Origin of the sequence: uncultured Tateyamaria sp. (assembly GCF_947503045.1) — a bacterium.
GTDB lineage: Bacteria > Pseudomonadota > Alphaproteobacteria > Rhodobacterales > Rhodobacteraceae > Tateyamaria.
In genome coordinates, this window is record NZ_CANNCF010000009.1 from 1 (window position 1) to 21289 (window position 21289).

Annotated in this window: 22 protein-coding genes; 5 read left to right on the forward strand and 17 right to left on the reverse strand. The window is 61.5% G+C overall.

All coding sequences use genetic code 11. The features are described from left to right. The 6 genes from Q1A89_RS21805 to Q1A89_RS21830 form a co-directional block, all read right to left on the reverse strand. Positions 1-727 (reverse strand): aldehyde dehydrogenase family protein (locus Q1A89_RS21805; RefSeq protein WP_299733564.1); only part of this gene is annotated, 727 nt, incomplete at its 3' end. Beyond that, a complete protein-coding gene (locus Q1A89_RS21810; RefSeq protein WP_299733566.1) occupies positions 724-1188 on the reverse strand; it encodes a GNAT family N-acetyltransferase in 465 nt (154 codons plus the stop codon). The genes Q1A89_RS21805 and Q1A89_RS21810, both read right to left, overlap by 4 nt. After that, positions 1185-2759, reverse strand: coding sequence for an ABC transporter ATP-binding protein (locus tag Q1A89_RS21815; protein WP_299733568.1), 1575 nt, complete (start codon positions 2757-2759; stop codon positions 1185-1187). Before Q1A89_RS21815 ends, Q1A89_RS21810 begins: the two co-directional genes overlap by 4 nt. Then, entirely contained in the window at positions 2756-3571 is an 816-nt protein-coding gene (locus tag Q1A89_RS21820; RefSeq protein ID WP_299733569.1) for an ABC transporter permease, read from the reverse strand. Before Q1A89_RS21820 ends, Q1A89_RS21815 begins: the two co-directional genes overlap by 4 nt. After that, positions 3568-4515, reverse strand: a complete 948-nt coding sequence (locus Q1A89_RS21825; protein ID WP_299733571.1) for an ABC transporter permease — start codon at positions 4513-4515, stop codon at positions 3568-3570. The genes Q1A89_RS21820 and Q1A89_RS21825 overlap by 4 nt, the downstream gene beginning before the upstream one ends. Positions 4516-4527: 12 nt before the next feature. Further along, complete coding sequence (locus Q1A89_RS21830; RefSeq protein ID WP_299733573.1) at positions 4528-5160, reverse strand: TetR/AcrR family transcriptional regulator; 633 nt, start codon at positions 5158-5160, stop codon at positions 4528-4530. A 75-nt stretch (positions 5161-5235) separates the two neighbouring features. Here Q1A89_RS21830 and Q1A89_RS21835 point away from each other — a divergent pair, with 75 nt between their 5' ends. Together Q1A89_RS21835 and Q1A89_RS21840 are read left to right on the forward strand one after the other, a co-directional pair. Further along, positions 5236-5814 (forward strand): NAD(P)H-dependent oxidoreductase, encoded by a 579-nt coding sequence (locus Q1A89_RS21835; protein WP_299733575.1) that lies wholly within the window; start codon positions 5236-5238, stop codon positions 5812-5814. Positions 5815-5853: 39 nt separating this feature from the next. Further along, positions 5854-6945 (forward strand): acetoin utilization protein AcuC, encoded by a 1092-nt coding sequence (locus tag Q1A89_RS21840; protein WP_299733589.1) that lies wholly within the window; start codon positions 5854-5856, stop codon positions 6943-6945. 45 nt (positions 6946-6990) lie between these two features. Here the strand turns inward: Q1A89_RS21840 and Q1A89_RS21845 are convergent, their stop codons facing one another. Both Q1A89_RS21845 and Q1A89_RS21850 read right to left on the reverse strand, forming a co-directional pair. Next, a complete protein-coding gene (locus Q1A89_RS21845) occupies positions 6991-7395 on the reverse strand; it encodes a cupin domain-containing protein (RefSeq protein ID WP_299733591.1) in 405 nt (134 codons plus the stop codon). A gap of 60 nt (positions 7396-7455) precedes the next feature. Then, entirely contained in the window at positions 7456-8934 is a 1479-nt protein-coding gene (locus tag Q1A89_RS21850; RefSeq protein ID WP_299733593.1) for an ABC transporter substrate-binding protein, read from the reverse strand. A gap of 129 nt (positions 8935-9063) precedes the next feature. Between Q1A89_RS21850 and Q1A89_RS21855 the strand changes: the two genes are divergently transcribed. Further along, the gene (locus Q1A89_RS21855; protein ID WP_299733595.1) at positions 9064-10311 is read left to right on the forward strand and encodes an Hsp70 family protein; all 1248 of its coding nucleotides are present in this window, start codon (positions 9064-9066) and stop codon (positions 10309-10311) included. 80 nt (positions 10312-10391) lie between these two features. Here the strand turns inward: Q1A89_RS21855 and Q1A89_RS21860 are convergent, their stop codons facing one another. The 3 genes from Q1A89_RS21860 to Q1A89_RS21870 form a co-directional block, all read right to left on the reverse strand. Next, the gene (locus Q1A89_RS21860) at positions 10392-11666 is read right to left on the reverse strand and encodes an acetylornithine deacetylase/succinyl-diaminopimelate desuccinylase family protein (RefSeq protein ID WP_299733597.1); all 1275 of its coding nucleotides are present in this window, start codon (positions 11664-11666) and stop codon (positions 10392-10394) included. A 124-nt stretch (positions 11667-11790) separates the two neighbouring features. Then, a complete protein-coding gene (locus Q1A89_RS21865) occupies positions 11791-12666 on the reverse strand; it encodes an MBL fold metallo-hydrolase (protein WP_299733599.1) in 876 nt (291 codons plus the stop codon). Continuing rightward, positions 12663-13061, reverse strand: coding sequence for a rhodanese-like domain-containing protein (locus Q1A89_RS21870; RefSeq protein ID WP_299733601.1), 399 nt, complete (start codon positions 13059-13061; stop codon positions 12663-12665). The genes Q1A89_RS21865 and Q1A89_RS21870 overlap by 4 nt, the downstream gene beginning before the upstream one ends. 254 nt (positions 13062-13315) lie before the next feature. Between Q1A89_RS21870 and Q1A89_RS21875 the strand changes: the two genes are divergently transcribed. Next, positions 13316-14470 carry an NADH:flavin oxidoreductase/NADH oxidase gene (locus tag Q1A89_RS21875; RefSeq protein WP_299733603.1) on the forward strand — a complete coding sequence of 385 codons (1155 nt, stop codon included), beginning with the start codon at positions 13316-13318 and terminating at the stop codon, positions 14468-14470. 49 nt (positions 14471-14519) lie between these two features. Beyond that, a complete protein-coding gene (locus tag Q1A89_RS21880; RefSeq protein WP_299733605.1) occupies positions 14520-15215 on the forward strand; it encodes a fumarylacetoacetate hydrolase family protein in 696 nt (231 codons plus the stop codon). Positions 15216-15221: 6 nt separating this feature from the next. On the opposite strand, the gene glpK is transcribed toward Q1A89_RS21880, so the two are convergent. From glpK to chlG, 6 genes are all read right to left on the reverse strand, one after another. Further along, on the reverse strand, positions 15222-16694 hold the full coding sequence (gene glpK, locus Q1A89_RS21885; RefSeq protein WP_299733607.1) for a glycerol kinase GlpK: 1473 nt from the start codon (positions 16692-16694) through the stop codon (positions 15222-15224). Between the two features lie 73 nt (positions 16695-16767). Continuing rightward, positions 16768-17391: a LysE family translocator gene (locus Q1A89_RS21890; RefSeq protein ID WP_299733609.1), complete on the reverse strand. Its 624-nt coding sequence runs from the start codon at positions 17389-17391 to the stop codon at positions 16768-16770. Then, entirely contained in the window at positions 17388-17930 is a 543-nt protein-coding gene (gene idi / locus Q1A89_RS21895; protein WP_299733611.1) for an isopentenyl-diphosphate Delta-isomerase, read from the reverse strand. The genes Q1A89_RS21890 and idi overlap by 4 nt, the downstream gene beginning before the upstream one ends. Then, positions 17927-19105, reverse strand: a complete 1179-nt coding sequence (locus Q1A89_RS21900) for a geranylgeranyl diphosphate reductase (RefSeq protein ID WP_299733613.1) — start codon at positions 19103-19105, stop codon at positions 17927-17929. The genes idi and Q1A89_RS21900 overlap by 4 nt, the downstream gene beginning before the upstream one ends. Before the next feature lie 4 nt (positions 19106-19109). Next, entirely contained in the window at positions 19110-20366 is a 1257-nt protein-coding gene (locus tag Q1A89_RS21905; RefSeq protein ID WP_299733615.1) for an MFS transporter, read from the reverse strand. Beyond that, positions 20363-21262: a chlorophyll synthase ChlG gene (gene chlG / locus Q1A89_RS21910; RefSeq protein ID WP_299733617.1), complete on the reverse strand. Its 900-nt coding sequence runs from the start codon at positions 21260-21262 to the stop codon at positions 20363-20365. Before chlG ends, Q1A89_RS21905 begins: the two co-directional genes overlap by 4 nt. Positions 21263-21289: the final 27 nt, after the last annotated feature.

The window sequence follows — 21289 nt, forward strand, 5'->3', positions numbered from 1 at the left end:
CTGCCGCCTGTTGCACCAGCGCGCCCGTGCGCACTGATCCGGTAAAGCTGATGTGCTGGACACCGGGGTGCGCGGCCAGCGCCGCGCCTGCCTCCGGCCCACGTCCGGGCACCACGTTCAAAGCGCCATCCGGCAGACCCGCCTCGCGCGCGATATGGGCAAAGGCAAGGGCGGTCAGGCAAGCCTCTTCCGCCGGTTTCAAGACACAGGCATTGCCCATAGCGAGGGCCGCGCCGACCGAACGGCCAATGATCTGCATCGGGTAGTTCCACGGCACGATATGGCCTGTTACTCCGTGCGGTTCGCGTAAGGTGTAAACCGTGTAGCCGTCGAGATAGGGGATGGTTTCGCCCATCACCTTGTCTGCCGCACCGCCGTAAAACTCCATATAGCGTGCCAGAGCCACGGCATCGGCGCGGGCTTGCGTCAGCGGTTTGCCCACGTCATGGGCCTCGATCTCGGCCAGCTGATCGATACGGGCGAGCACCGCGCGGCCGATATCGCTCAAGATACGGCCCCGTTCGGTGGCGCTCATCCGGCCCCAAGCGCCTGCCCGGGCGGCATGGGCGGCGCGGGCGGCGGCATCGATATCACTGGCCTGCCCAGCGGCGATCCGCGCCAGATCGCTGCCATCAGATGGGTTGATCAGCGTCAGTGTGTCCGCCGCAGCACGCCAAGAGCCGCCGATCAGCATTGTGGAAGGGTCGAACCAGAGGGCCTGCGTCATGGCGCACCTTTATATGCAAACGTGTAGCTGTGAGACTGATATGGCGTCAGCGCGGGGCCCCGTGCAAGCCCTGTCACACCGGACAGAGTCGGCAACAGCCCATCCCAGAACCGCGCTGTGCCGGGCAACGCCTTGGCCACACCCAGCGCCCACGGGCCGGGAAAACGCGCAAAACACAAGGGCGCAGCACGGGTGCCAAGGCCCTTGCCGCGCCAGTCGTGAAGTATGCCGAATTCCGACAGGTCGTGATGGGCGTCCAGACGTTCGATCAAGGCAAAACCGACGCGGCGCTCTTGGTGCATTATCAACAGCGCAAAGGTGTCGGGATCGTCAAACCAGTCGATGATTTCCTCCAGGGGCGGGGGCGGCTCGTCTGGAGCTAGTTCGCCGAAATAGGCGGTGGCCGTGGCCTGCAGCCAAGCCATCTGATCGCGGGGCGCGGGGATCAGTGCAACGCTCATGCGGTATCGGTTATGGGCAAGACCGGCGCCGCCTCGATCAGCGTTTGGGTGTAGGGGTGCTTGGGGGCCGAAAACACGTCCTCGGTCGCGCCTTTCTCGACAATCTTCCCGTTCTGCATGACCAGAACGTGGTCGGTGATACTACGCACAACGCTGAGGTCATGGCTGATGAACAGGTAGGTGAGGTTGTATTCACCGCACAGCTTGGCAATCAGATCGAGGATCTGGGCGCGGACCGAAACGTCAAGCGCGCTGACCGCCTCGTCAAAGACTATGAGTTCGGGACGGATGATCAAGGCGCGCGCGATGGCGAGCCGTTGGCGCTGGCCGCCGGAAAACTGATGCGGGTATTTTTCGGCATCATCCGGCGACAGACCCACCGCACGCAGCGCCTCGGCAATGCGGGCGTCGCGATCCTTGGGCGGCGAGGGCAGCAGATGAAACGGCTCGGTGATCAGGCGTGATACTCGGTGGCGTGGGTTGAAACTGCCGTAGGGGTCCTGAAAGACCACCTGCATCTTGCGCCGCACATCGAGGTTGGGATGACCGTCGGAATAGACCGGCATCCCATCAAGCAGGATGCTGCCCGATTGCACTGGCTCCAACCCCAGAATGGCGCGGGTCAGTGTGGACTTGCCACAGCCGGATTCTCCCACCAGCCCAACCCGCCCACCGCGCGGGATATCAAAGCTGACTAGATCGACGGCGCGGAATGTGCCGGGGTCGGAAAACAGACCGGTACGGGGCAGGGCATAGTCGCGCACCACGCTGCGCACTTGCAGCAGCGGGGCATTTTCCACAGGCTCCGGCAGTTTCGCCTGATGGGCAGAGGCCGCGAACAGCGCCTTGGTATAGGGGTGCTGCGGGGCGCTCAATAAGACGGGGGTGTCCCCCGCCTCAACCACGGCGCCATTCTGCATGACGGTGATGCGCTGCGCCATCTGGGCGACGACGGCGAGGTCATGGGTAATCATCAACAGCCCCATGCCATCTTCGTGGGCCAACTCGACCAGCAGATCGAGAATCTGGGCTTGCGTGGTGACATCAAGCGCTGTTGTCGGCTCATCCGCGATCAGCAGTTTTGGTCCGCAGGCGATGGCGATAGCGATGACAACCCGCTGGCGCTGTCCACCGGACAACTCATGCGGATAACGGCGCGGCGACATGCCCGCCAGACCGACGCGAGCCAGCACCTCTTCGGTGCGCGCTGCGGGGTCAAGGTCAGAGCGATGCAGCCGCACGGATTCCCCGATCTGGGCGCCGATGGTCTGCACGGGGTTGAGCGCGGTCATCGGTTCCTGAAACACCATGCCCAAGTGATTTCCGCGCAAGTCGCACATCTGCGCCTCGCTCAGTTGCGTCACATCCTGCCCGTCGAGGATGACGGTGCCTTGCGCCTCGCTGCCATCGGGCAGCAATTGCATGATGGCCAGCGCTGTCATCGACTTGCCCGACCCGCTTTCACCCGTCACCGCAACAACTTCGCCCGGATCAAGGCGCAGCGAGACGTCATGCAGGATCTGGGTGCCGTGGATCGACAGCGACAAATTACTGATCTCAAGCAGGCTCATACGCGGGCCACCCTGAGGCGGGGATCAAGGGCGTCCCGCAAGCCATCTCCCAGCAGGTTCAGGCCCAGAACCGTGATGATGATGGCAAAGCCGGGCACCAGCGCCATATGCGGCGCAATCGATACCAGCGTCTGCGCATCCGCGAGCATCCGCCCCCAACTGGGTGTGGGTGGCTGCGCGCCAAGACCGACATAGGACAATGCGGCCTCGGCCAGAATGCCCAGGGAGAACTGGATCGTGGCCTGTACAATCAGCAGGTTGGCGATGTTGGGCAGGATGTGCTCGACACTGATCCGCGCCGGCCCCTTGCCCGCGACTCGAGCCGCCATTATGAACTCGCGTGCCCAAAGGGGCAGGGCGCCACCCCGCGTGACACGGGCGAAGACGGGGATATTGAAGATGCCGATGGCGATAATCGCGTTGATCGCCCCGGCCCCGAAAATCGCAGTGATCAGGATGGCGATGACGAGGCTGGGAAAGGCAAAGATCAGATCATTGCCCCGCATGATGATTTCGTCCACCCAGCCACCTTGCCTAGCGGCGGCCCACAGGCCCAGAGGCACGCCAAGCCCGATCCCGATGCCCACGGCGACAAAGGCGACGGCAATCGACGTGCGCGCACCGACCATGATCATCGAAAACATATCTCGCCCGAAATGATCCGTGCCGAACCAGTGGGTTGCATTGGGCGTCTGCAGCTTGGCAGGGATGTCCATCGCCGTATGCTCAAACGGGGTCCACACAAACGAGACAAGCGCGGCCAGCACCATTAGCGCCGACAAGACGCCGCCGAGGATCAGCGTACGGCTCATGTGCGCGCCCTCAGCCGGGGGTCGACGGCGGCATAGGCCAGATCGACCGCGAAATTCACCACGATCACGGCAAAGACCAGCAGCATGGTCACCGATTCAACCACGATCAGGTCGCGGGCCGAGATGCTTTGAAAGATCAGTCGCCCGAGGCCCGGCAAATAAAACACCTGCTCGATGATGATGCCCCCAGCCAGCAGGAACGAGAATTGCAGGCCCAGAATGGTCAGCACCGGGATCATGGCGTTACGCAACCCATGGCGGCGCAAGGCCTGGCCCTTGGTCAGGCCCTTGGCCCGTGCGGTGCGCATGAAATCCTCTCCGAGCACATCTAGAAGGGCAGATCGCATGACGCGCGCAAGGATCGCGGCCTGCGGCAAGGCCAGCGCGATGGCGGGCAATGTCAGCGATTTGAGTGCGGCGAATGCCCCCTTGTCCCAACCTGCAAACCCACCCGCGCTGAACCAGCGCAAATTGATTGCAAAGATCAGCACCAACATCATCGCAAACCAGAAATTGGGAATGGCAACGCCAATTTGCGTGGCTCCCATCACGCCAATATCCCCCGCCTTGCCCCGCCGGGACGCTGCATAGATGCCCGCCGGAAAGGCGATCAGCGTCGACAAGGCCAGCGCATAAAGCGCCAGCGGCAGCGACACCCAGAGCCGGTCCGCGATCATCTGGCTGACCGGGGTGCGGTATTGATAGGAGGTGCCGAAATCACCCTGCACCATGCCTCCGACCCAGCCCAGATAACGCTGCAGCTTGGACTGATCGAGGCCCAGTTCAGCCCGCAGGGCTGCCAGCGTGTCCTCTTGCGCGTTGATCCCCAGCATGAACGAGGCGGGGTCGCCCGGTGCCACTTCGATCACCATAAAGATGACCAGCGACGCGATGGCGAGGCTGATCAGAAGGGACAACAGGCGTTTGAAGGTATAGCGCAGCATATGCCTGTGACGTTAGGCGGGGTCTTTCGAGTGCGCAAGCACGTCCCTGAGTGCGCCCATGTCCTGCCCCAGGGTCGCCAGCGCCAGACCACGGACGGTGGCAAGGTAACAGGCCTGATCCCAACCACAGGTTTGAGTCAGGTTTTCCCATGTCCGCACAGACAGCAACGTCCACAGCAGATCGGTCGCCTGTTCGGGGTCAGTATCGGGGGGCAGTGTTCCATCAGCAACGAGCGCTTGGACGGCGGCCGCGCAGCCTTCGCGCATGTCAGCCATGCGCATGTTCCAGGCTTCCGCTGCTTCCGCGTCTGTGTCCACAACAGCAAGGATGGCCCGCGCGACCCCGTAGATGCGCGGGATGTAATTGCCCCACGCGGTGACAAACGCATCCAACCGCTCGATGCCGGACTGGGCTGAGCGGCTGGATGCGAGGGCCGTATTCACGTCGTTGGTTTGGTCCTGATAGCGGGTCGCAGCCACCAAAACATCCGTCCGGCTGGGAAAGTGCAGATAGACGGCCTGACGGCTGACTCCTGACGCCTTTGCGATATCGCTCATGGTCGGCAACTTTGCGTCGGTTTTTTCCAGCAACGACAGAGTGGCCTGCAAAATTCGGGTCGGGGTATCCGGAGAAGTACTTGACATACTGTAAAGTAGCGCTTAGTTGACAGGCTGTCAATTGACACAGTGTAAAGCAACTCTCAGGAAAGGAAGATCCCCATGACCAAACGCATTTTCATCTGGGTGGCACACCCGAAACCGAATTCCCTGAATGCCGCGCTCGCCGCACGCTATGCCAAGGGTGCCGAGGCCAAAGGCGCCGAAGTCCGCGTCATGGCACTTGCAGACATGCAGGTCGATCCTGATTTTGAAGGCTATGACAGCAAACGGGAACTGACCCCGGACCTTGCCACGTGGCAGGACAACATCCGCTGGGCGGATCATGTGGTGATTGTCCATCCCTGCTGGTGGGGTGCGATGCCAAGCAAGGCCAAGGCAGTATTGGATGCGGGCCTGCTGTCGGGCTTTGCCTACAAATATCATGCGCGGGGCATGGGCTGGGAAAAGCTGCTGGAAGGGCGCACGGGCGATGCCATCATCACTTCGGACACGCCTGTCTGGATCGACACAGTGATCTATCGCAGCACAGTGCGGCGCGTGATGCGCAATCAGGTGATGAAGTTCACCGGCATCAAGCCGCGCAAGGTGGTGCAGATGGGATCGGTCAAGCTGGCCCCTCCGGCCAAGATCGACAGTTGGTTGAACCGCGCCGAATCCATGGGGGCGGCAGCCGCCTGAGGGGTCGCCACCCCGCTCGAAACATCTATGTAGGGGGCCATGACGCGCCCCCTTTTCATCGGTTCCGAAATTTATCGCGGCTCAAGCTACGGAGGCTGGCACCCGCTGCGGGTGCCGCGCGTTTCGACAGTAATTGACCTGTCACGGGCCATGGGCTGGTTACCCTCGGATGTCTATGTGCCAAGCCCCCGCGTCAAACCCGCGGCGCTTACGATATGGCACACGCCGGAATATGTCGCCGCACTGCACGCCGCCGAGGCTGCCCAATCCGTCAGCGACGCCGTGCGCGCACGTCACGCGCTTGGCACCCCCAACAACCCGATCTTTCCTGAAATGTACCGCCGCCCCGCCACGGCGGCAGGGGGGTCGCTGCTTGCCGGTGAGTTGTTGGCCAAGGGCGGCATCGTTTATCATCCCGCCGGGGGTACGCATCACGGGATGCCGGACCGGGCCGGGGGCTTTTGTTATCTCAACGATCCGGTTCTGGCGATCCTGTCCTTGCGCCGCAACGGGGCTGCGCGGGTCGCCTATGTCGATATCGACGCGCACCACCCCGATGGGGTCGAACACGCGTTTGGAGATGATCCGGACGTGTTGATGATCTCTGTGCATGAAGACGGGTTGTGGCCGCGCACCGGCGCCTTGGGCGCAACGGACACGACGATCAACCTGCCTGTGCCACGTGGCCTCAATGATGATGAAATGGCGCTGATCCGCGACGACGTCATCCTGCCTCGCGTCACAGCATTCAAACCTGATGCCATCGTGTTGCAATGCGGCGCAGACGGGGTCGAGGAAGACCCGCAATCCCATCTGTCACTGTCCAACCAATCTCACTGGGCGATCATACGTAGCCTGATGGGACTCGCGCCGCGACTGCTGGTGCTGGGCGGCGGCGGGTACAATCCGTGGTCCGTCGGGCGCCTCTGGACCGGCGTCTGGGCGACGCTCAACGGGTTTGACATCCCCGAACGGGTCACGGTGGAGGCAGAGGAAGTGCTTAGAACGCTGCGCTTTGACGGCAACCGCAGGGGCAAGAACCCGCCCGAGCACTGGTTCACGACACTGGCCGACAGCCCACGCCATGGCCCGATCCGCGACACGCTGCGCACGAGGACCAAGTCGCTCTGACCAACCTGATTTTGTCATAATATCCTTGCCCGAGGGGCTGGACTGCTAGGACGGGGACACTTGATAATCCGCATCACTCACATGCTCCAACCACGTCGCGGCTGACCCATCCTGCATCTCTTGCATGGCGATATGGGTCATTGTCGTGTCGGGTCCGGCGCCGTGCCAGTGTTCAACCCCGGCCGGGATCCAGACGGTATCACCTGGCCGGATCAATCGCGGGGCTTCGCCACGCAGACAGACCAGGCCCACCCCTTGGGTCACATGCAATGTCTGACCCAGCGGATGCGTGTGCCAGGCCGAACGCGCGCCCGGTTCAAAGTGCACATTCAGCGCATGAAGACGGGCAGGGGGCTCAGCCGAAATGATCGGGTCCTGCCAGACCGTGCCGGTGAAATAGTCGGGATTGGCCCGCATGGAGGGGCGCGTTCCGGCACCATAAATCTGCATCGGGCGCTCCCCTGCCATTCGACTAAACCCGTAAGGCGCACCTGGTGGTGCGCCCAGCCTTTATTCGGCCCAGCTCACACCGGTGAGGTCTGTGGCCTGGGTCGGCGCGTTGGTCCACAGACCCTGTACACCCGCCTTGGCGACGGACAATTGCGCCAGTTGGAACAGGTAACCATTCACCGCGTCCGCCGCGATGATTTCCTGCGCCTTGGCCATCATGTTGGTGCGCGCCTCGGGATCGGTTGTGGCATTGAGGGTCGTCATCAACTCCTGAAAATCCGGGTTGTCATACTGAAAATAGTAATCCGGATTGCCATAGATACCGATGTCCATGGGCTCGGTATGGCTGACGATGCTCAGACCAAAACTCTTGCCACGGAATACGGTTTCCAACCACTGCGCCCACTCGACATTGATGATTTCTGCCTTGATGCCAACCTCAGCCAACTGGGCGGCAATGATTTCGCCGCCGCGTCGGGCATAGGAAGGTGGCGGCAGGTGCAGCGTGGTTTCAAACCCGTCGGGCATGCCCGCCTCGGCCAGCAAGGCGCGGGCCTTGTCCGGGTCAAAGGCAGACCCGCCGGTCAAGTCGACATATGCCGGGTTGTGCGGCGCAAAATGTGTGCCGATGGGTGTGCCATAGCCAAACATCGCACCATCCACGATGGCCTGGCGGTCAATGGCATGGGCCACCGCTTGGCGAACGCGCACATCATCGAACGGAGCCTGTTTGTTGTTCGTCGACAGGATCGTTTCGCCTTCGGTCGATCCGATCAGGACCTGAAAACGGGGGTCGGCCTCGAACTGGGGCAGGTTTTCCGGGGCCGGGAAGCCCGTAAACACATCGACGTCTTCGGCCATCATCGCGGCAAAGGCCGCAGTGGGGTCAGAGATGAATTTGAATGTCGCTTCGGTGAGCGCGGGCTGTTCGCCCCAATAGTCGGCATATTGGCTGATCTGAATGCTGTCGCCTTGCGTCCATGAATCGAACTTGAATGGGCCCGTTCCTATGGGTTGTTGCTTGATGTTTTCGATGGACTCTGGGGCCACGATCACTGCATCGCCCCAGGCCAGATTGAACAGCATGTTGCCGTTGGGCTCGGACAGGGTGACGCGCACCGTGCTTGCGTCCACGACCTCGACGCTGGCGATCGCCGCATAAAGCGCCTTTTGGGCATTTGCGCTGTCTTCGGCGAGGATGCGGTCGAGGGTAAACTTCACGTCTTCGGCGTCCATTGTGGTGCCGTCGTGAAAGGTGACCCCTTCGCGCAGATTGAAGGTATAGGTCAGCCCGTCTTCGGAAATCTCCCAGCTTTCGGCGAGACCGGGCACAACCGATCCGTCGCCCATGAACCGGGTCAGACCTTCGAATACGTTGGAATAGAGAACCGAATCGATGGCTCCCGCAGCGGCGGAGGTCGGATCGAGATGCGGCGGTTCCAGTTGCATTGCGACGGTGATGTCAGTCTTGGCGGCAGCCATTCCGGCAAACAGTGCAGCGCCAGCGACGCCAAGGAACAGGGGGCGGATGTGGACCATGGGTTTCTCCCTCAGGTGGCAATTTGACCAAAGGCTAGCCAAAACCGCACCGCTTGGCCAGCGTGCAACACTTGGCATGGGCGTTCAGCTGCGATACGTCGGCGTCTTTCGCCGAGAAGAGGAAGTGTGATGGCAGTGCTGGGCGTGGATTTCGGGACGTCGAATTCGGCAGTTGGCATGTGCGTGAACGGGACCGCAAAACTGATCCCGCTGGAGCCGGGCGCACTGACTTTGCCAACTGCGGTGTTCTTTGATTTCGAGGCGCGTAAACGTGTCTATGGCAGCGCTGCGAACTCCGCCCTGATAGCGGGCGACGAGGGGCGCTATATGCGGGCGCTGAAGTCTTTGCTCGGCACTTCGCTGATGCGCGAGCGGCGCAATCTGCTGAACGAGTCGATTGATTTCATCACTATCGTCGGCCGCTTTCTGGCCGAGATGAAAGGCCGCGCCGAAGCCGCGACTGGATTGCAGTTTGATCAGGCCTTGTCCGGGCGACCCGTGCTGTTTCATTCAGGCGATCCCAGGCGAAACGCGCAAGCACTGGTCGATCTAAAGGAGTGTTATCAGGCCGCCGGTTTCAAGGAAGTGTCCTTCATGGCCGAACCGGAGGCCGCAGCGCTCGCCATTCGCGCCGCCCTGCAGCCCGGCGATTTGGGGCTGGTGGTGGACATCGGCGGTGGCACGTCTGATTTCACACTGTTTCGGCAAGGATCAGACGCGGGCATCGACATATTGGCCAGTCACGGCCTGCGCCTGGGTGGTACGAATTTCGACCGCGCGCTCAGCCTTGCCTTTGTCATGCCCGAGCTGGGTATGGGGTCGTCGATCCGGCATGCCTTTGGCGACCAGACGCATGTAGCACCCAACGCGATCTTTCACGATCTGGCGACATGGCAGAAAATCCCGTTTCTCTACACGCAAGACACCCGCCGCGCGGCACGTGAATTGGCACAATACGCTGAAGATCGGGTGCGCCTTAATCGTCTTGTGCGAGTGTTGGAAGAAGAGATGGGCCATGACATGGCTTTTGCCGTGGAAGCCGCAAAGATCGAGGCGAACACCGGGGCCGCAGCCGTTCCTGAGATTGATCTGAAAATGGTGGCACCGAACTTGCGTGTGCCACTTTACCCGGTCGCGATGACTGCGACATTGAGTGAGATGGCAGGCAAGATCGCGGATGCCGCCGAGGAAACTCTGGCGCAGGCAGGGGTAGAGCCGGACGCGGTGGACCGGCTGATCTTTGTTGGTGGATCAAGTCTGATGCAGGTCGTTGAAACAGCACTGACCGGGCGATTGCCACGGGCCAAGGTGCATCGCGGGGCGGCGCTCACGGCGATTGTCGAAGGGTTGGCATTGGCGGCAGGGGACGGGTTTTGACCTAAAGCCCAGCTGCTTTCTGGTGCTGAAAGCACGGTGACCCCATCCGAATTTGCGTCAATTTCGACACATTCTCTGCGTCAGAGAACGGGGTGCAGCAGTTTTTGCAGGGCCGCGCCCATCACTTTGGCGCTGTCCAGCATATCCGTGATCCCGATCCATTCGTCCGGTTTGTGCGCCATTTCCAACTCGCCCGGCCCATAGGCAATGCAATTGCGCAATTGTCCGATCCGGTCGATGTGCTTTTGATCGTAAGAGCCGGGCGAGGCCACATATGTCGGCTCGATTCCCAGTACATCATGGATTGCGGCATGCACCGTCTCTACCACCGGCGCGGCCTTGTCGGTCATTGACGGCAGCACGACGTTCAACTCGCGCATGTCATAGTCGAACCTGTCGCGGGAGGACTTGAGACCTTCGAGAAGGGCAACGACCTCGCCGCGGACGTCCTCGACATTCTCTTCCACAAGGAATCGGCGATCAATCACGATCCGGCAACTGTCGGGCACGCAATGCGCGGGCAGGCCATTATAGTCGTCGCTTTGCTCGGCCTGTCCGCCATGGATGGAATTGATGTTCATCGTCGATTGCCGCGCGCCATCGGGCACCACCGGCATTTCGGTATGGCGCGCCGCCATGGCGGGGAACAGATCGCTTTCGAATTTGTCAAGCACCGCGCCCATATGGCGGACAGCGCAATCGCCAAGGAAAGGCATGGAACCGTGGGCGATCTCTCCCCTCGTTTCGATTTCCGCCCACCAGCCACCGCGGTGGCCGAGGCAGATGCGATCCTTGTTCAGTGGTTCGGGGATGATCACGTGCTGCACGCGTTCGGGATTGAAAAAACCCTGTTCAGCCAGATAGGCCACGCCGCCATAGCCACCGGATTCCTCGTCCGCAGTGGCGCTGATTTCGATGGACCCAGCGAAATCGGGGTGTTCTTCGATGAACCCCTCGGCGGCGATGATCGAGGCGGCAAGACCGCCTTTCATATCGCAGGCCCCACGTCCATAGATCCGGTCGCCGTCAACTTCTGCGCCAAACGGTTCGCGCGTCCAGCCGTGCCCAACCTCGACCACGTCGTGATGGCTGTTGAAATGCACGCATTCGCCCGCACGACGTCCTTCGCGGCGCGCCACAAGGTTCCAGCGCGGAAAGCGATCACTGTCACCCGGCGTTCCCTTTGCGCGGATCATTTGCGTCTCGAACCCGTGCGCTTTCAGCCGCGCCTCAACCAAAGCGCAGACGTCGTGATAGTGCCGCCCCGGCGGGTTTAGCGTGGGGATGCGGATCAAGCCTTGGGTCAGCGCGATCAGGTCATCGCGTTTGTCATCGATGCGTGTGGACAGGGTCATGGGCCGCAGTGTTGAGCGATCATGCGCCAATGGCAAGGGCAGGGGTGGTTGCATCCGACCCTTCGGGGAGGATTTTCTTGAAACAGAGAAGGGGCGAGTTCACTGGCTTTGATAGCCGTCAGGCCTAGAGTTTGCCCAATGGCACCTTGAGCGCCATGTCGCCTTCCTTGTCGCGCGGGATGTCGCCGGCGCGCATGTTCACCTGCAAGGCCGGGATGATCAGCGAAGGCATGGCCAGTTGCGCGTCTCTCTCAGTGCGGAACTTTATGAAATCCTCGCGCGTCTTGCCGCCACCCACATGGATGTTGTTCTCGCGCTCTTCCGCGACTGTCGTTTCCCAGGCGATGGCGCGTCCGCCCGGCCCATAATCGTGACAGATGAACAGACGCATCTCGTCCGGCAGCGCCAACACCCGCATGATGCTGTCATAAAGCTGGCCGGCATCCCCGCCGGGAAAATCCGCCCGGGCCGAGCCGCCATCGGGCATGAACAGGGTGTCACCAACAAAGGCCGCGTCACCCATGACATGCACCATACAGGCCGGAGTGTGCCCCGGCGTGTGCATCGCATAGCATTGCATCGCGCCGACCGAATAGCTGTCATTGTCCTCGAAAAGTGCGTCGAATTGCGATCCGTCGCGCTGAAATTCTGTACCCTCGTTAAAGACCTTGCCGAAAGTGTCCTGTACCTCGGTGATCTTGGCCCCGATCCCGATCTTGCCGCCAAGTGCCTGCTGGATATAAGGCGCGCCCGACAGGTGATCGGCATGCACATGGGTTTCGATGATCCAGTCAAGCCGCAAGCCCTCTGCCTTGATATGCGCGATCATCGCGTCCGCACCATCAAAGCTCAGCTTTCCGGCGGCGTAATCAATGTCCATCACGGCATCGATAACTGCGCATCCAGGCCCGTCCGGTTCCTGCACCACATAAGAAATCGTGTTGGATCGGTCGTCAAAGAAAGGTGTCACCGTCGGTGTCTTGGTCATGTCAGGCGTCATGGCTTGTCCTCCTTTTCAACGGGTCCGCCCTGCGCCTCCCATGTTGAGAACCCTTCCCGCAGATGCGCCGCGTCAAACCCCATATCCTGTAATGTGGCCACGGTCAGGGCCGAGCGCCAGCCTGAGGCGCAGTGAAACAAGTAGGTCTTGTCCGTCTGGCCGAACACAGGCTTGAAATAGGGGCTGTCGGGATCGACCCAGAATTCGATCATGCCACGCGGCGCATGGACCGATCCGGGGATGTAACCTGTGCGCTCACGTTCACGCACATCCCGGATATCGATAATAACCACATCAGGGTCCCCAACCATGGCGATGGCATCTGGTGTCTCGACCTCGCGAATGCGTGCACGTGCGGCTGCAACCAATTCGGCGGCGGTGGTTTTCAAGGCCATGAGGCACCTCCCTTTACTGGAGATCATAGTGGCAGCCTGTCTGCCCTCCGACAAGGCGCAAGAAAATGCAGGTAATCTGACTTATGTTAAGTAAACTGTCCGATTGGAGTTTCCCCGTTGGCTCAGCACCTGGAACTGTGGCGGCTCACCTATGACGACACGCCGGAACCGGTGACGCAATGGTGATCAAGTCGCCTTGCATCTCTTCGGAAACATTCAGACAAACTGCGTTCTGAACAAAGCAGAGGTATCCCGTGTCCGGACTTTTCACTCCCTTCACTCTTCGTGGTGTCACGTTCAAGAACCGGGTCGCCGTGTCCCCGATGAGCCAATACCGGGCAGCCGACGGCATCGCCAACGATTGGCATCTCGTGCATCTGGGCCGCTTTGCCACGGGCGGTGCGGGCCTCGTCTTTGCCGAAGCTACCGCTGTTGAAAACCGTGGAAAGCGCACGCACGGCGATCTCGGCCTGTGGGATGACAGGCATATCGCTCCGCTGAAACAAATCGCGGACTTCATCAAGCAGGAAGGTTCCGTGCCGGGCATTCAGCTGAGCCATGCGGGTCGTAAGGCGTCCGAACGTCGCCCTTGGCATGGTGAGACACCCGTCGATGACACAGATGTGCAAGAGCGGTCAGAAAGCCCATGGCCAGCCATCGCACCATCTGCCTTGCCCTATGCGACGGGCTGGCCAACACCTTCCGAGATGAGGGAAACGGACATTCAGGCAGTCATCGATGCATTTGGCGCTGCGGCGCGGCGCGCGCATTTGGCCGGATTTGAGGTGATCGAAATATATGCCGCCCATGGCTTTCTGGTCCATCAGTTCCTGTCCCCCATCGCCAATCAAAGAGGCGACAAATGGGGCGGCTCCTTTGAAAACCGGGCCAGATTTGCCTGCGAAGTTGCCAAGGCGGTGCGCGCCAGCTGGCCGGAAACGCTCCCGCTGTCATTTCGCTTGTCCGGTACCGACTGGCTGGATGGCGGTCTGGAAATCGACGACATTGTCCGCTTGTCCAAACTGCTCGGGTCTCTGGGTGTGGACATCATCGACTGTTCGTCAGGGGGTATCGGAGGCAAAGATCGTCCGCGCAGGATGACGATTTCGCAAGGGTTTCAGGTGCCCTTTGCACAGCAAGTCAGGCAAGAGACGGGCCTGCCCACAATAGCCGTCGGCTTTTTGTGGGACGCGCATTTTTGCGACCAGATTGTCCGCAATGGGCAGGCCGACATGATCGCACTGGCGCGCGAGCTGTTGGATGATCCCAATTGGCCGCTGCACGCCGCGCAACAGTTGCGGCCAGAGATCGGGCATGACGCGTGGCCAACAGAATTTGGCTGGTGGTTGGACAAGAGAGACCGGCTTTTGACCAAGTTGGGTCTGCGTTCAGGTGCTGGACGCCAATAGAGTTTTGCAGTCTTGTGCTGCCACGCGATCCTGACACGAGGGGAACCCCATGACATTTGCCTTTGACCCTCCACCCCAGGCCTCTGTCGCGATTAGAGGCAGCGATCAGCGGTTTCCAGTGCGGCGTATCTTTTGCGTCGGGCGCAACTATGCCGCTCATGCGCGTGAGATGGGCAAGGACCCCGATCGCGAGCCGCCCTTCTTCTTTACCAAGCCAGCGGATGCGGTTGTGGATTGCCCATGCACCCTGTCCTATCCGTCCCTAACGCAGGATCTACACCACGAAATTGAACTGGTCATCGCGATCGGCAAGGGCGGGTCCAACATCGCCCAAGAGGACGTGACGGATCACATTTGGGGTGCGGGCGTCGGCATTGATCTGACCCGCCGCGACCTGCAGGCCGAGGCGAAAAAGATGGGCCGCCCATGGGATTGGGCCAAGGCGTTTGATCAATCCGCCCCCATGTCCGCCATCACGCCCATCGCGCAAGTGCCAAGCCTGTCGCAGGCCCGCATCTGGCTGGCTGTGAATGGAGAGGTCCGTCAGGATGCGGATATCGCAGACCTGATCTGGGACGTGAACGAACACATCGCGACGCTGTCGCAGGCCATGGAACTGGCCCCCGGTGATCTGGTGATGACGGGGACTCCGGCAGGTGTCGGCGCGGTTCATGCTGGCGATGTGATGACCGGCGGCGTCGATGGGTTGGGCGAAATCGAGGTGACGATCAACCCAAGACCCTGACGTTCCTCAGACCGATTGCGTGGCGGCCACTGCGCGTTGCCAGCGGGCATAGCCCTCTGCCCGCTCATCCTCGGACATCTTCGGATCGAAGCGCGCTTCGCGCGCCCATGTCGCTGCAAACCCCTGCTGATCTGGATAGACCCCTGCGCGCATGCCAGCGAGCCACGCCGCGCCAAGCGCTGTTGTTTCCAGACCTTGGGGACGGTCCACCGGCGCGCCCAAGATGTCGGACAGAAACTGCATCGCCCAGTCATTGGCGCTGAGACCGCCATCAACGCGCAGCACCGCTTCGTCCCCATCCGGCCAATCCGCGCGCATCGCTTCCCACAGGTCGCGGGTCTGAAAGCCGATGCTTTCAAGTGCGGCGCGGGCCATGTCGGCAGGGTTGGTGTCGCGGGTCAGACCGTAGACCGCACCGCGGCAATCCGGATTCCAATACGGTGCACCAAGCCCGGTGAAGGCGGGCACAAGCGTGACTTCACCTCGTCCCTTTTCGGCCAGTGCCTGCGTTTCCGAAGCCGTGCCAATGATGCCCAGACCATCGCGCAGCCATTGCACCACTGCCCCGGCGATAAAGATCGACCCTTCCAGCGCATAAGTTGGCGTACCATCGAGCTGATATGCCACCGTTGTAAGCAACCGGTTGTTCGACGTCACCGGCGCAGCGCCGGTGTTGAGCAGGGCAAAGCACCCCGTGCCATAGGTCGATTTCAGCATGCCCGGTTCAAAACAGGCCTGTCCGATAGTTGCGGCCTGTTGATCGCCCGCGACGCCGTAGATTGGCGTTTCACCCCCCAACATATCCGTAACCCCGAAATCCGAGGCGCAGTCGCGCACTTCGGGCAGCATATTCATCGGAATGCCGAGCATGGCGCACATCTCGGAACTCCACGCACCTTTGTGGATGTCATAAAGCATGGTGCGCGCCGCGTTGGTCGCATCCGTGACATGGGCCGTGCGTCCGGTCATGTGCCAGATCAAAAAGCTGTCGACAGTGCCAAAAAGCAGTTTGCCTGCTGCAGCACGGGCACGCGAGCCCTCGTACTGGTCGAGAATCCATTTGACCTTGGTGGCCGAAAAATAGGGATCAAGCAGAAGGCCGGTGATCTCTGTGACCTGATCGCCAAATCCATCGGCGCGCAGGCCTTCGCACATCTTGGCGGTGCGGCGGTCTTGCCAGACGATAGCGTTGTGCAGCGGCGCGCCGGTTTCGGCGTCCCAGATCACAGTCGTTTCGCGCTGGTTGGTGATGCCGATGGCGGCGATGTCGCTCGCGCCAAGACCGGCCTTTTCCATCGCGCTTTTACAGGTCGCCTGCACGGTGGCCCACAGATCGCGTGGATCATGTTCGACCCAGCCGCTGGCGGGGAAATGCTGGGTGAATTCCTGTTGCGCGCTGGCCCCCGGTTTCATGTCCGGACCGAAAACGATGGCACGGGAGGACGTCGTGCCCTGATCAATCGCCAGAATATGTGTCATTGAGATGGGTCCTTGATGCTGCGCAGGTCTGGACAGGTTTAGGGCATCACGCGGGGCGCATCAATCGCCTCGCCTAGCGTTCGGGCGCGATGTCCTTGAACCCCAAAAGGACCGCTGCCCCGATCATCAACCCGCCGCTGAGGCGGTTGATCCCTGCCATGGAAAGGCGCGCAAGCCGCTGTGCCACACGCGCGCTCGCCCAGCCCCAGGCCACGAGGGTCAGGCCATCCACGACCAGATAGGTGGCCCCAAGGATCAGCAGTTGTGGCAGGATGGCGACGGTGGGGTCGATGAACTGTGGGAAAAGCGCAGCAAAGAACACAACCGCAAAAGGGTTGGTCATGGACGTCAGAAATCCGATCCGAAACAATCCGGTTGCGCGCGCCGCCGGGGGTGTGGCGCCCTCCCCCTCACGCGCCAGCATCAGGCGCAGGCCAATCCAGACGAGGTAAGCCACCCCGAGCCATTTGATCCAGCCAAAGGCCTGCGCAGAGGTGGCGATGATGGCAGCCAGCCCAAAGGCGGCAGCTGTCATTTGCAGGACGTTCGCGCTGAGGTCCCCGGCAATCACCCACAGGCTGCGCCGCAACCCATGCTTCATCGCGTTGGACACGATCAAAAGCTGGCTGGTGTCGGGGGGTGTGGCAAAGAACACCGCAACAGCTGCAAGGTACAGAAAGTAGGTCTCTGCGCTCACGCGCCTGCAACCTGTTCCAGATCCGCTCCAAAGATCGTTTCGGCATGATCGGTCAGGTAAATCCGCAGCCAGGGCGTGAACCGCTCGGGCTGGTTGCAGACCTGCGCCATGAGATCATGAAAGTCCATCCACTCGACGGCCATGACTTCATCCGGGTTCGGCACCACCGTCAGGCCTTGCGGGGCGCGGCCCAGAAAGACGTCGACCACCTCGTGCTCGACCAGCCCATTCCCGACCTCGGCGCGGTATTCCAAGTGGTGGCGATGCGTCAGCGGCAGGCCGGTGATCCCCACCTCTTCATCCAGCCGGCGCACCGCGCAATCGAGCGGTGCCTCGTCCCAATCGGGATGGGTGCAGCAGGTGTTCGCCCACAGACCCGGCGTGTGGTATTTGCCCATCGCGCGTTGCTGCATCAGCACCTCTGTCCCGCGGATTACAAACACCGACACCGCCTTGTGGCGCAGGCCGCGCTGGTGGGCCTCCAGCTTTTCTACCGGGGTCAGAGTGCCGTCGATCCAGGCGGGGATCATGATGCTCATACGTGGTTCGCTTTCACGAGGCCCGTCAGGTGGGCCATGTTCTTGATGCCGATTTTCAGATGCGCCATGGGGCGGGCGCGGACCAGTTTCTTGTTCATATAGGCTTCGAAGGTCAAGCGTTGCACGTCGACATCGTGGCACAGAGACACAAAGCGTTCGCGCCGATCGTCCGAGCGGTAATAGGCGTTCTGCATCGAGGCAAGCACGCGGAACACCATCTTGTGCTCACGCATGAACAGCTTGCGGGCCAGCTTCAGATCCTTCACCCGACCCGAGGCGAGTGTCGCAGCGCATGCTGTTGCTGCAACGCGTCCCCCGACCATCGCATAATAGATGCCCTCACCCGAGGATGGCGCCACAACGCCAGCCGCGTCCCCGGCCAGCACCACATCCTTGCCATTGTCCCAGCACTCGAGCGGTTTGAGGGGGATTGGCGCGCCTTCCTTGCGCAGGGTTTCGCAGTGATCGAGGCCGGAGGCGGTGCGCAGGGCGGCTGTTGCCTTTTTCAAATCGACCGAGGACAGTTCAGAACCCATGCCGACACTGGCGCTGTCCCCATGCGGAAACACCCAGCCGTAAAAGTCCGGCGATATCGCACCGTCATAGATCACGTCGCAACGCATCGGATCGTACTCTTCGGTTTTGAGCGGGGCTTTGATGATCTCGTGATAGGCAAAGACCAGTGGCACTTTGTCGGCGTCCTTGACCTCGGCCAGACCGACCCGCGATTTCGCGCCATCCGCGCCAATGACCAACTTGCAGGGCAGTTCGTGGTATTCCTGTGTGGCCTTGTCGCGATAGATCACGACGGGCGTGCCCTCGGGCCGTTCGATCCGCACGAAGGTGCCGGTGAAGTATTCGGCCCCTGCCTCAGCCGCGCGAGCGCGCAGGAACGGGTCGAAATCCTTGCGATCCACCATCCCGACATAGCCGTTCTCGATCGGAATATCGACATGCCGACCGGTGGGTGAAATCATGCGAGCGGTGGTCACCTTGGTCAGTAACTGCTCTTCCCCGATGTGGAAATCCTGCATCAGACGTGGCGGGATCGCCCCACCACAGGGCTTGATCCGTCCCTCGCGGTCCAGCAGCGCCACCCTGTGACCCGAACGCACCAGATCCTCGGCTGCGGTCGCACCGGACGGGCCTCCGCCCACAACAACTACGTCATACATATCGTCATTCCCCCGGAACCAAGGTTGCATCATTGATTTCTGTTGCACGCATCACTGAGGCGGCCATGACCGCAGCGGCGAGGAACAGGATCGCTTCGAGTGTGAAGACCGACGCGTAGGCCGCAGCGTCGGGCAGGATCAAACGGGTCAGGTCGAGCATGCCTGTCGCAACCAGCCCGGCGAGACCAGCGGCAATCGCTTGCGCGGCCCCAAAGACACCCATGCGTGTGCCTGTCGCCTTGGCGTGGGCGGCGGCCAGTTGCATCATCGACCCCACGGCACCGACAACAAACAACCCGTTGCCGAGGCCCAGCACCACCGTGCTTGGCACCAGCGGCAGGCCCGCGCCCAGACCCAGCAGGCCAAGGGCCGAGATCACACAGCCCGCAATCCCCCAGAACCGCAGCGAGCCGATGCGCAGTTGTGACAAGACGCCGGCACCGACCATGCCCAGCAATGCAGCCCCGTCCTTGCCACCCGACAGCTTGGTACTGTCTTCGGGGCCAAGGTCGTGGATGTGTCCGGCAAAGGGTTCAAGGATCAATTCAGAAAGGTAAAAGGCGAGGATCGACAGGAATACAAACCCGGTAAAGCGCCGCGCGACCGGGTCTGCCCAGGTCTGGCGCAAGGCAGTCCTGAAGGGTGCATCGTCTCGTTCGGCCACGTTGCCCGCGCGCGCCTCGACACCCAATGTCGCGATGATGCTGAGAACACAGGCAATCACCACAACCACCGCGACAACACTCACCAACCGCGCAGGGCTGTAGGGTTCAAGTGCAAAGCCCGTGCCGATGGAGGCTGCAATCGCGCCCGCGATCAGGAACAGCCATGCGGTTGTCGCCACCCCGCCCTTGCGCGCGCCAGATGCACTCGCGAGTAACGCAAGGAACGACGTGCCCGCCGCCCCGATCCCCAGACCGATGGCAATGTATGAGACAAGCCAGACGAACAATGCCATGGGCACGGACGTCTCAGCCACGGAAATGCCCCACGCCGCGCCAAGCACACCAGCACCGGTGACGGCCATGCCGCCAAGGATGAACGGCGTCCGCCCGCCTTTGATGTCCGAGCGATGGCCCCAGACCGGACGGGTTAACTGCACACCATAGTGCAAGGCCACCAGCAGCCCTGGCAGCAGCGCGGGCAGCGCCAGCTCAACCGTCATCAGCCGATTGAACAGATTTACGGGCAACGCGGCGAGGCCGCCAATGGCCGCATTGACGAGACATAGCCGCGCGAGAGTGCCCCAACCGACGCTCATCCCAGCCCCCTGAGCGCGAAGGCTGCAACCATCATGCCGGACACGTAAAGCAGAACGCCGGTTCCATTATACCACGGCGCCCTTGCCTTGGGGTCGCGGAACATGATCGTCATCGCCCAGAACTGCAGGATCAAGACCAGCACCACTCCCGCCGCATGGCCGGGCCGGTCCCACAAGATCAACAGCGCGATCACCACCGCCTGCGGCACGGCCATGACCCAGCAGGCCACTTGCGCCGCGCGGCGTGGGCCAAGCGTGACGGGCAGCGAGTTGACCCCCGTCTGGCGGTCGCCTTCCAGCGCCTTGAAATCGTTGAGGGTCATGATGCCATGCGCACCCAACCCATAAAGCAGCGCGACGATCAGCACTTCGGCGCTTGGCGCTCCTGCACCCAGAACCGCAGCGCCCGTGATCCACGGCAGGGTTTCATAACTGAGGCCCACAAGGCCCGGCCCCCACCAGCCCGACCGTTTCAAACGGACAGGTTCGGCGGAATAGGCCCACGCGGCCAGCACACCCACAACCGTGGCGGCAAAGCCCCACGGCCCAAGCTGCCAACCGACAAAAAGTGAAAGAGCCGACATGGCCAATGCAATCCACAGACCCCATCGGCCGGGAATGCGCCCGGATGGGATCGGGCGATCGGGTTCATTGATCGCGTCCACATGTCGGTCGCACCAGTCGTTCGCAGCTTGAGACATCCCACACACGATTGGCCCAGCCAGCAAGATGCCCAGCAAAACCAGATGCCATTGCCCGGCCACGGCGGCGCCTGACGCGACCAACCCGCAGACATAGGCCCACATCGGTGGGAACCACGTGATCGGTTTGATCAAACGCAGGGCGGCGGCAGGCTCCGGGTAACGGCGCACGGGAAGGGAAGGACTGACATCCATAGTGTCAACTATGGCTTACACTTTGAG

What these genes read in the sequence shown, in the direction of transcription:
- Q1A89_RS21870 (WP_299733601.1), bottom strand. Translation starts at nt 13,061, where the DNA reads ATGGCCTTGAAAACCACCGCCGCCGAATTGGTTGCAGCCGCACGTGCA.
- Q1A89_RS21865 (WP_299733599.1), bottom strand. Translation starts at nt 12,666, where the DNA reads ATGACGCCTGACATGACCAAGACACCGACGGTGACACCTTTCTTTGAC.
- Q1A89_RS21830 (WP_299733573.1), bottom strand. Translation starts at nt 5,160, where the DNA reads ATGTCAAGTACTTCTCCGGATACCCCGACCCGAATTTTGCAGGCCACT.
- Q1A89_RS21825 (WP_299733571.1), bottom strand. Translation starts at nt 4,515, where the DNA reads ATGCTGCGCTATACCTTCAAACGCCTGTTGTCCCTTCTGATCAGCCTC.
- Q1A89_RS21905 (WP_299733615.1), bottom strand. Translation starts at nt 20,366, where the DNA reads ATGAGCGTCGGTTGGGGCACTCTCGCGCGGCTATGTCTCGTCAATGCG.
- Q1A89_RS21820 (WP_299733569.1), bottom strand. Translation starts at nt 3,571, where the DNA reads ATGAGCCGTACGCTGATCCTCGGCGGCGTCTTGTCGGCGCTAATGGTG.
- Q1A89_RS21855 (WP_299733595.1), top strand. Translation starts at nt 9,064, where the DNA reads ATGGCAGTGCTGGGCGTGGATTTCGGGACGTCGAATTCGGCAGTTGGC.
- Q1A89_RS21815 (WP_299733568.1), bottom strand. Translation starts at nt 2,759, where the DNA reads ATGAGCCTGCTTGAGATCAGTAATTTGTCGCTGTCGATCCACGGCACC.
- Q1A89_RS21810 (WP_299733566.1), bottom strand. Translation starts at nt 1,188, where the DNA reads ATGAGCGTTGCACTGATCCCCGCGCCCCGCGATCAGATGGCTTGGCTG.
- glpK (WP_299733607.1), bottom strand. Translation starts at nt 16,694, where the DNA reads ATGACACATATTCTGGCGATTGATCAGGGCACGACGTCCTCCCGTGCC.
- Q1A89_RS21860 (WP_299733597.1), bottom strand. Translation starts at nt 11,666, where the DNA reads ATGACCCTGTCCACACGCATCGATGACAAACGCGATGACCTGATCGCG.
- Q1A89_RS21850 (WP_299733593.1), bottom strand. Translation starts at nt 8,934, where the DNA reads ATGGTCCACATCCGCCCCCTGTTCCTTGGCGTCGCTGGCGCTGCACTG.
- Q1A89_RS21880 (WP_299733605.1), top strand. Translation starts at nt 14,520, where the DNA reads ATGACATTTGCCTTTGACCCTCCACCCCAGGCCTCTGTCGCGATTAGA.
- Q1A89_RS21835 (WP_299733575.1), top strand. Translation starts at nt 5,236, where the DNA reads ATGACCAAACGCATTTTCATCTGGGTGGCACACCCGAAACCGAATTCC.
- chlG (WP_299733617.1), bottom strand. Translation starts at nt 21,262, where the DNA reads ATGGATGTCAGTCCTTCCCTTCCCGTGCGCCGTTACCCGGAGCCTGCC.
- Q1A89_RS21840 (WP_299733589.1), top strand. Translation starts at nt 5,854, where the DNA reads ATGACGCGCCCCCTTTTCATCGGTTCCGAAATTTATCGCGGCTCAAGC.
- idi (WP_299733611.1), bottom strand. Translation starts at nt 17,930, where the DNA reads ATGAGCATCATGATCCCCGCCTGGATCGACGGCACTCTGACCCCGGTA.
- Q1A89_RS21845 (WP_299733591.1), bottom strand. Translation starts at nt 7,395, where the DNA reads ATGCAGATTTATGGTGCCGGAACGCGCCCCTCCATGCGGGCCAATCCC.
- Q1A89_RS21900 (WP_299733613.1), bottom strand. Translation starts at nt 19,105, where the DNA reads ATGTATGACGTAGTTGTTGTGGGCGGAGGCCCGTCCGGTGCGACCGCA.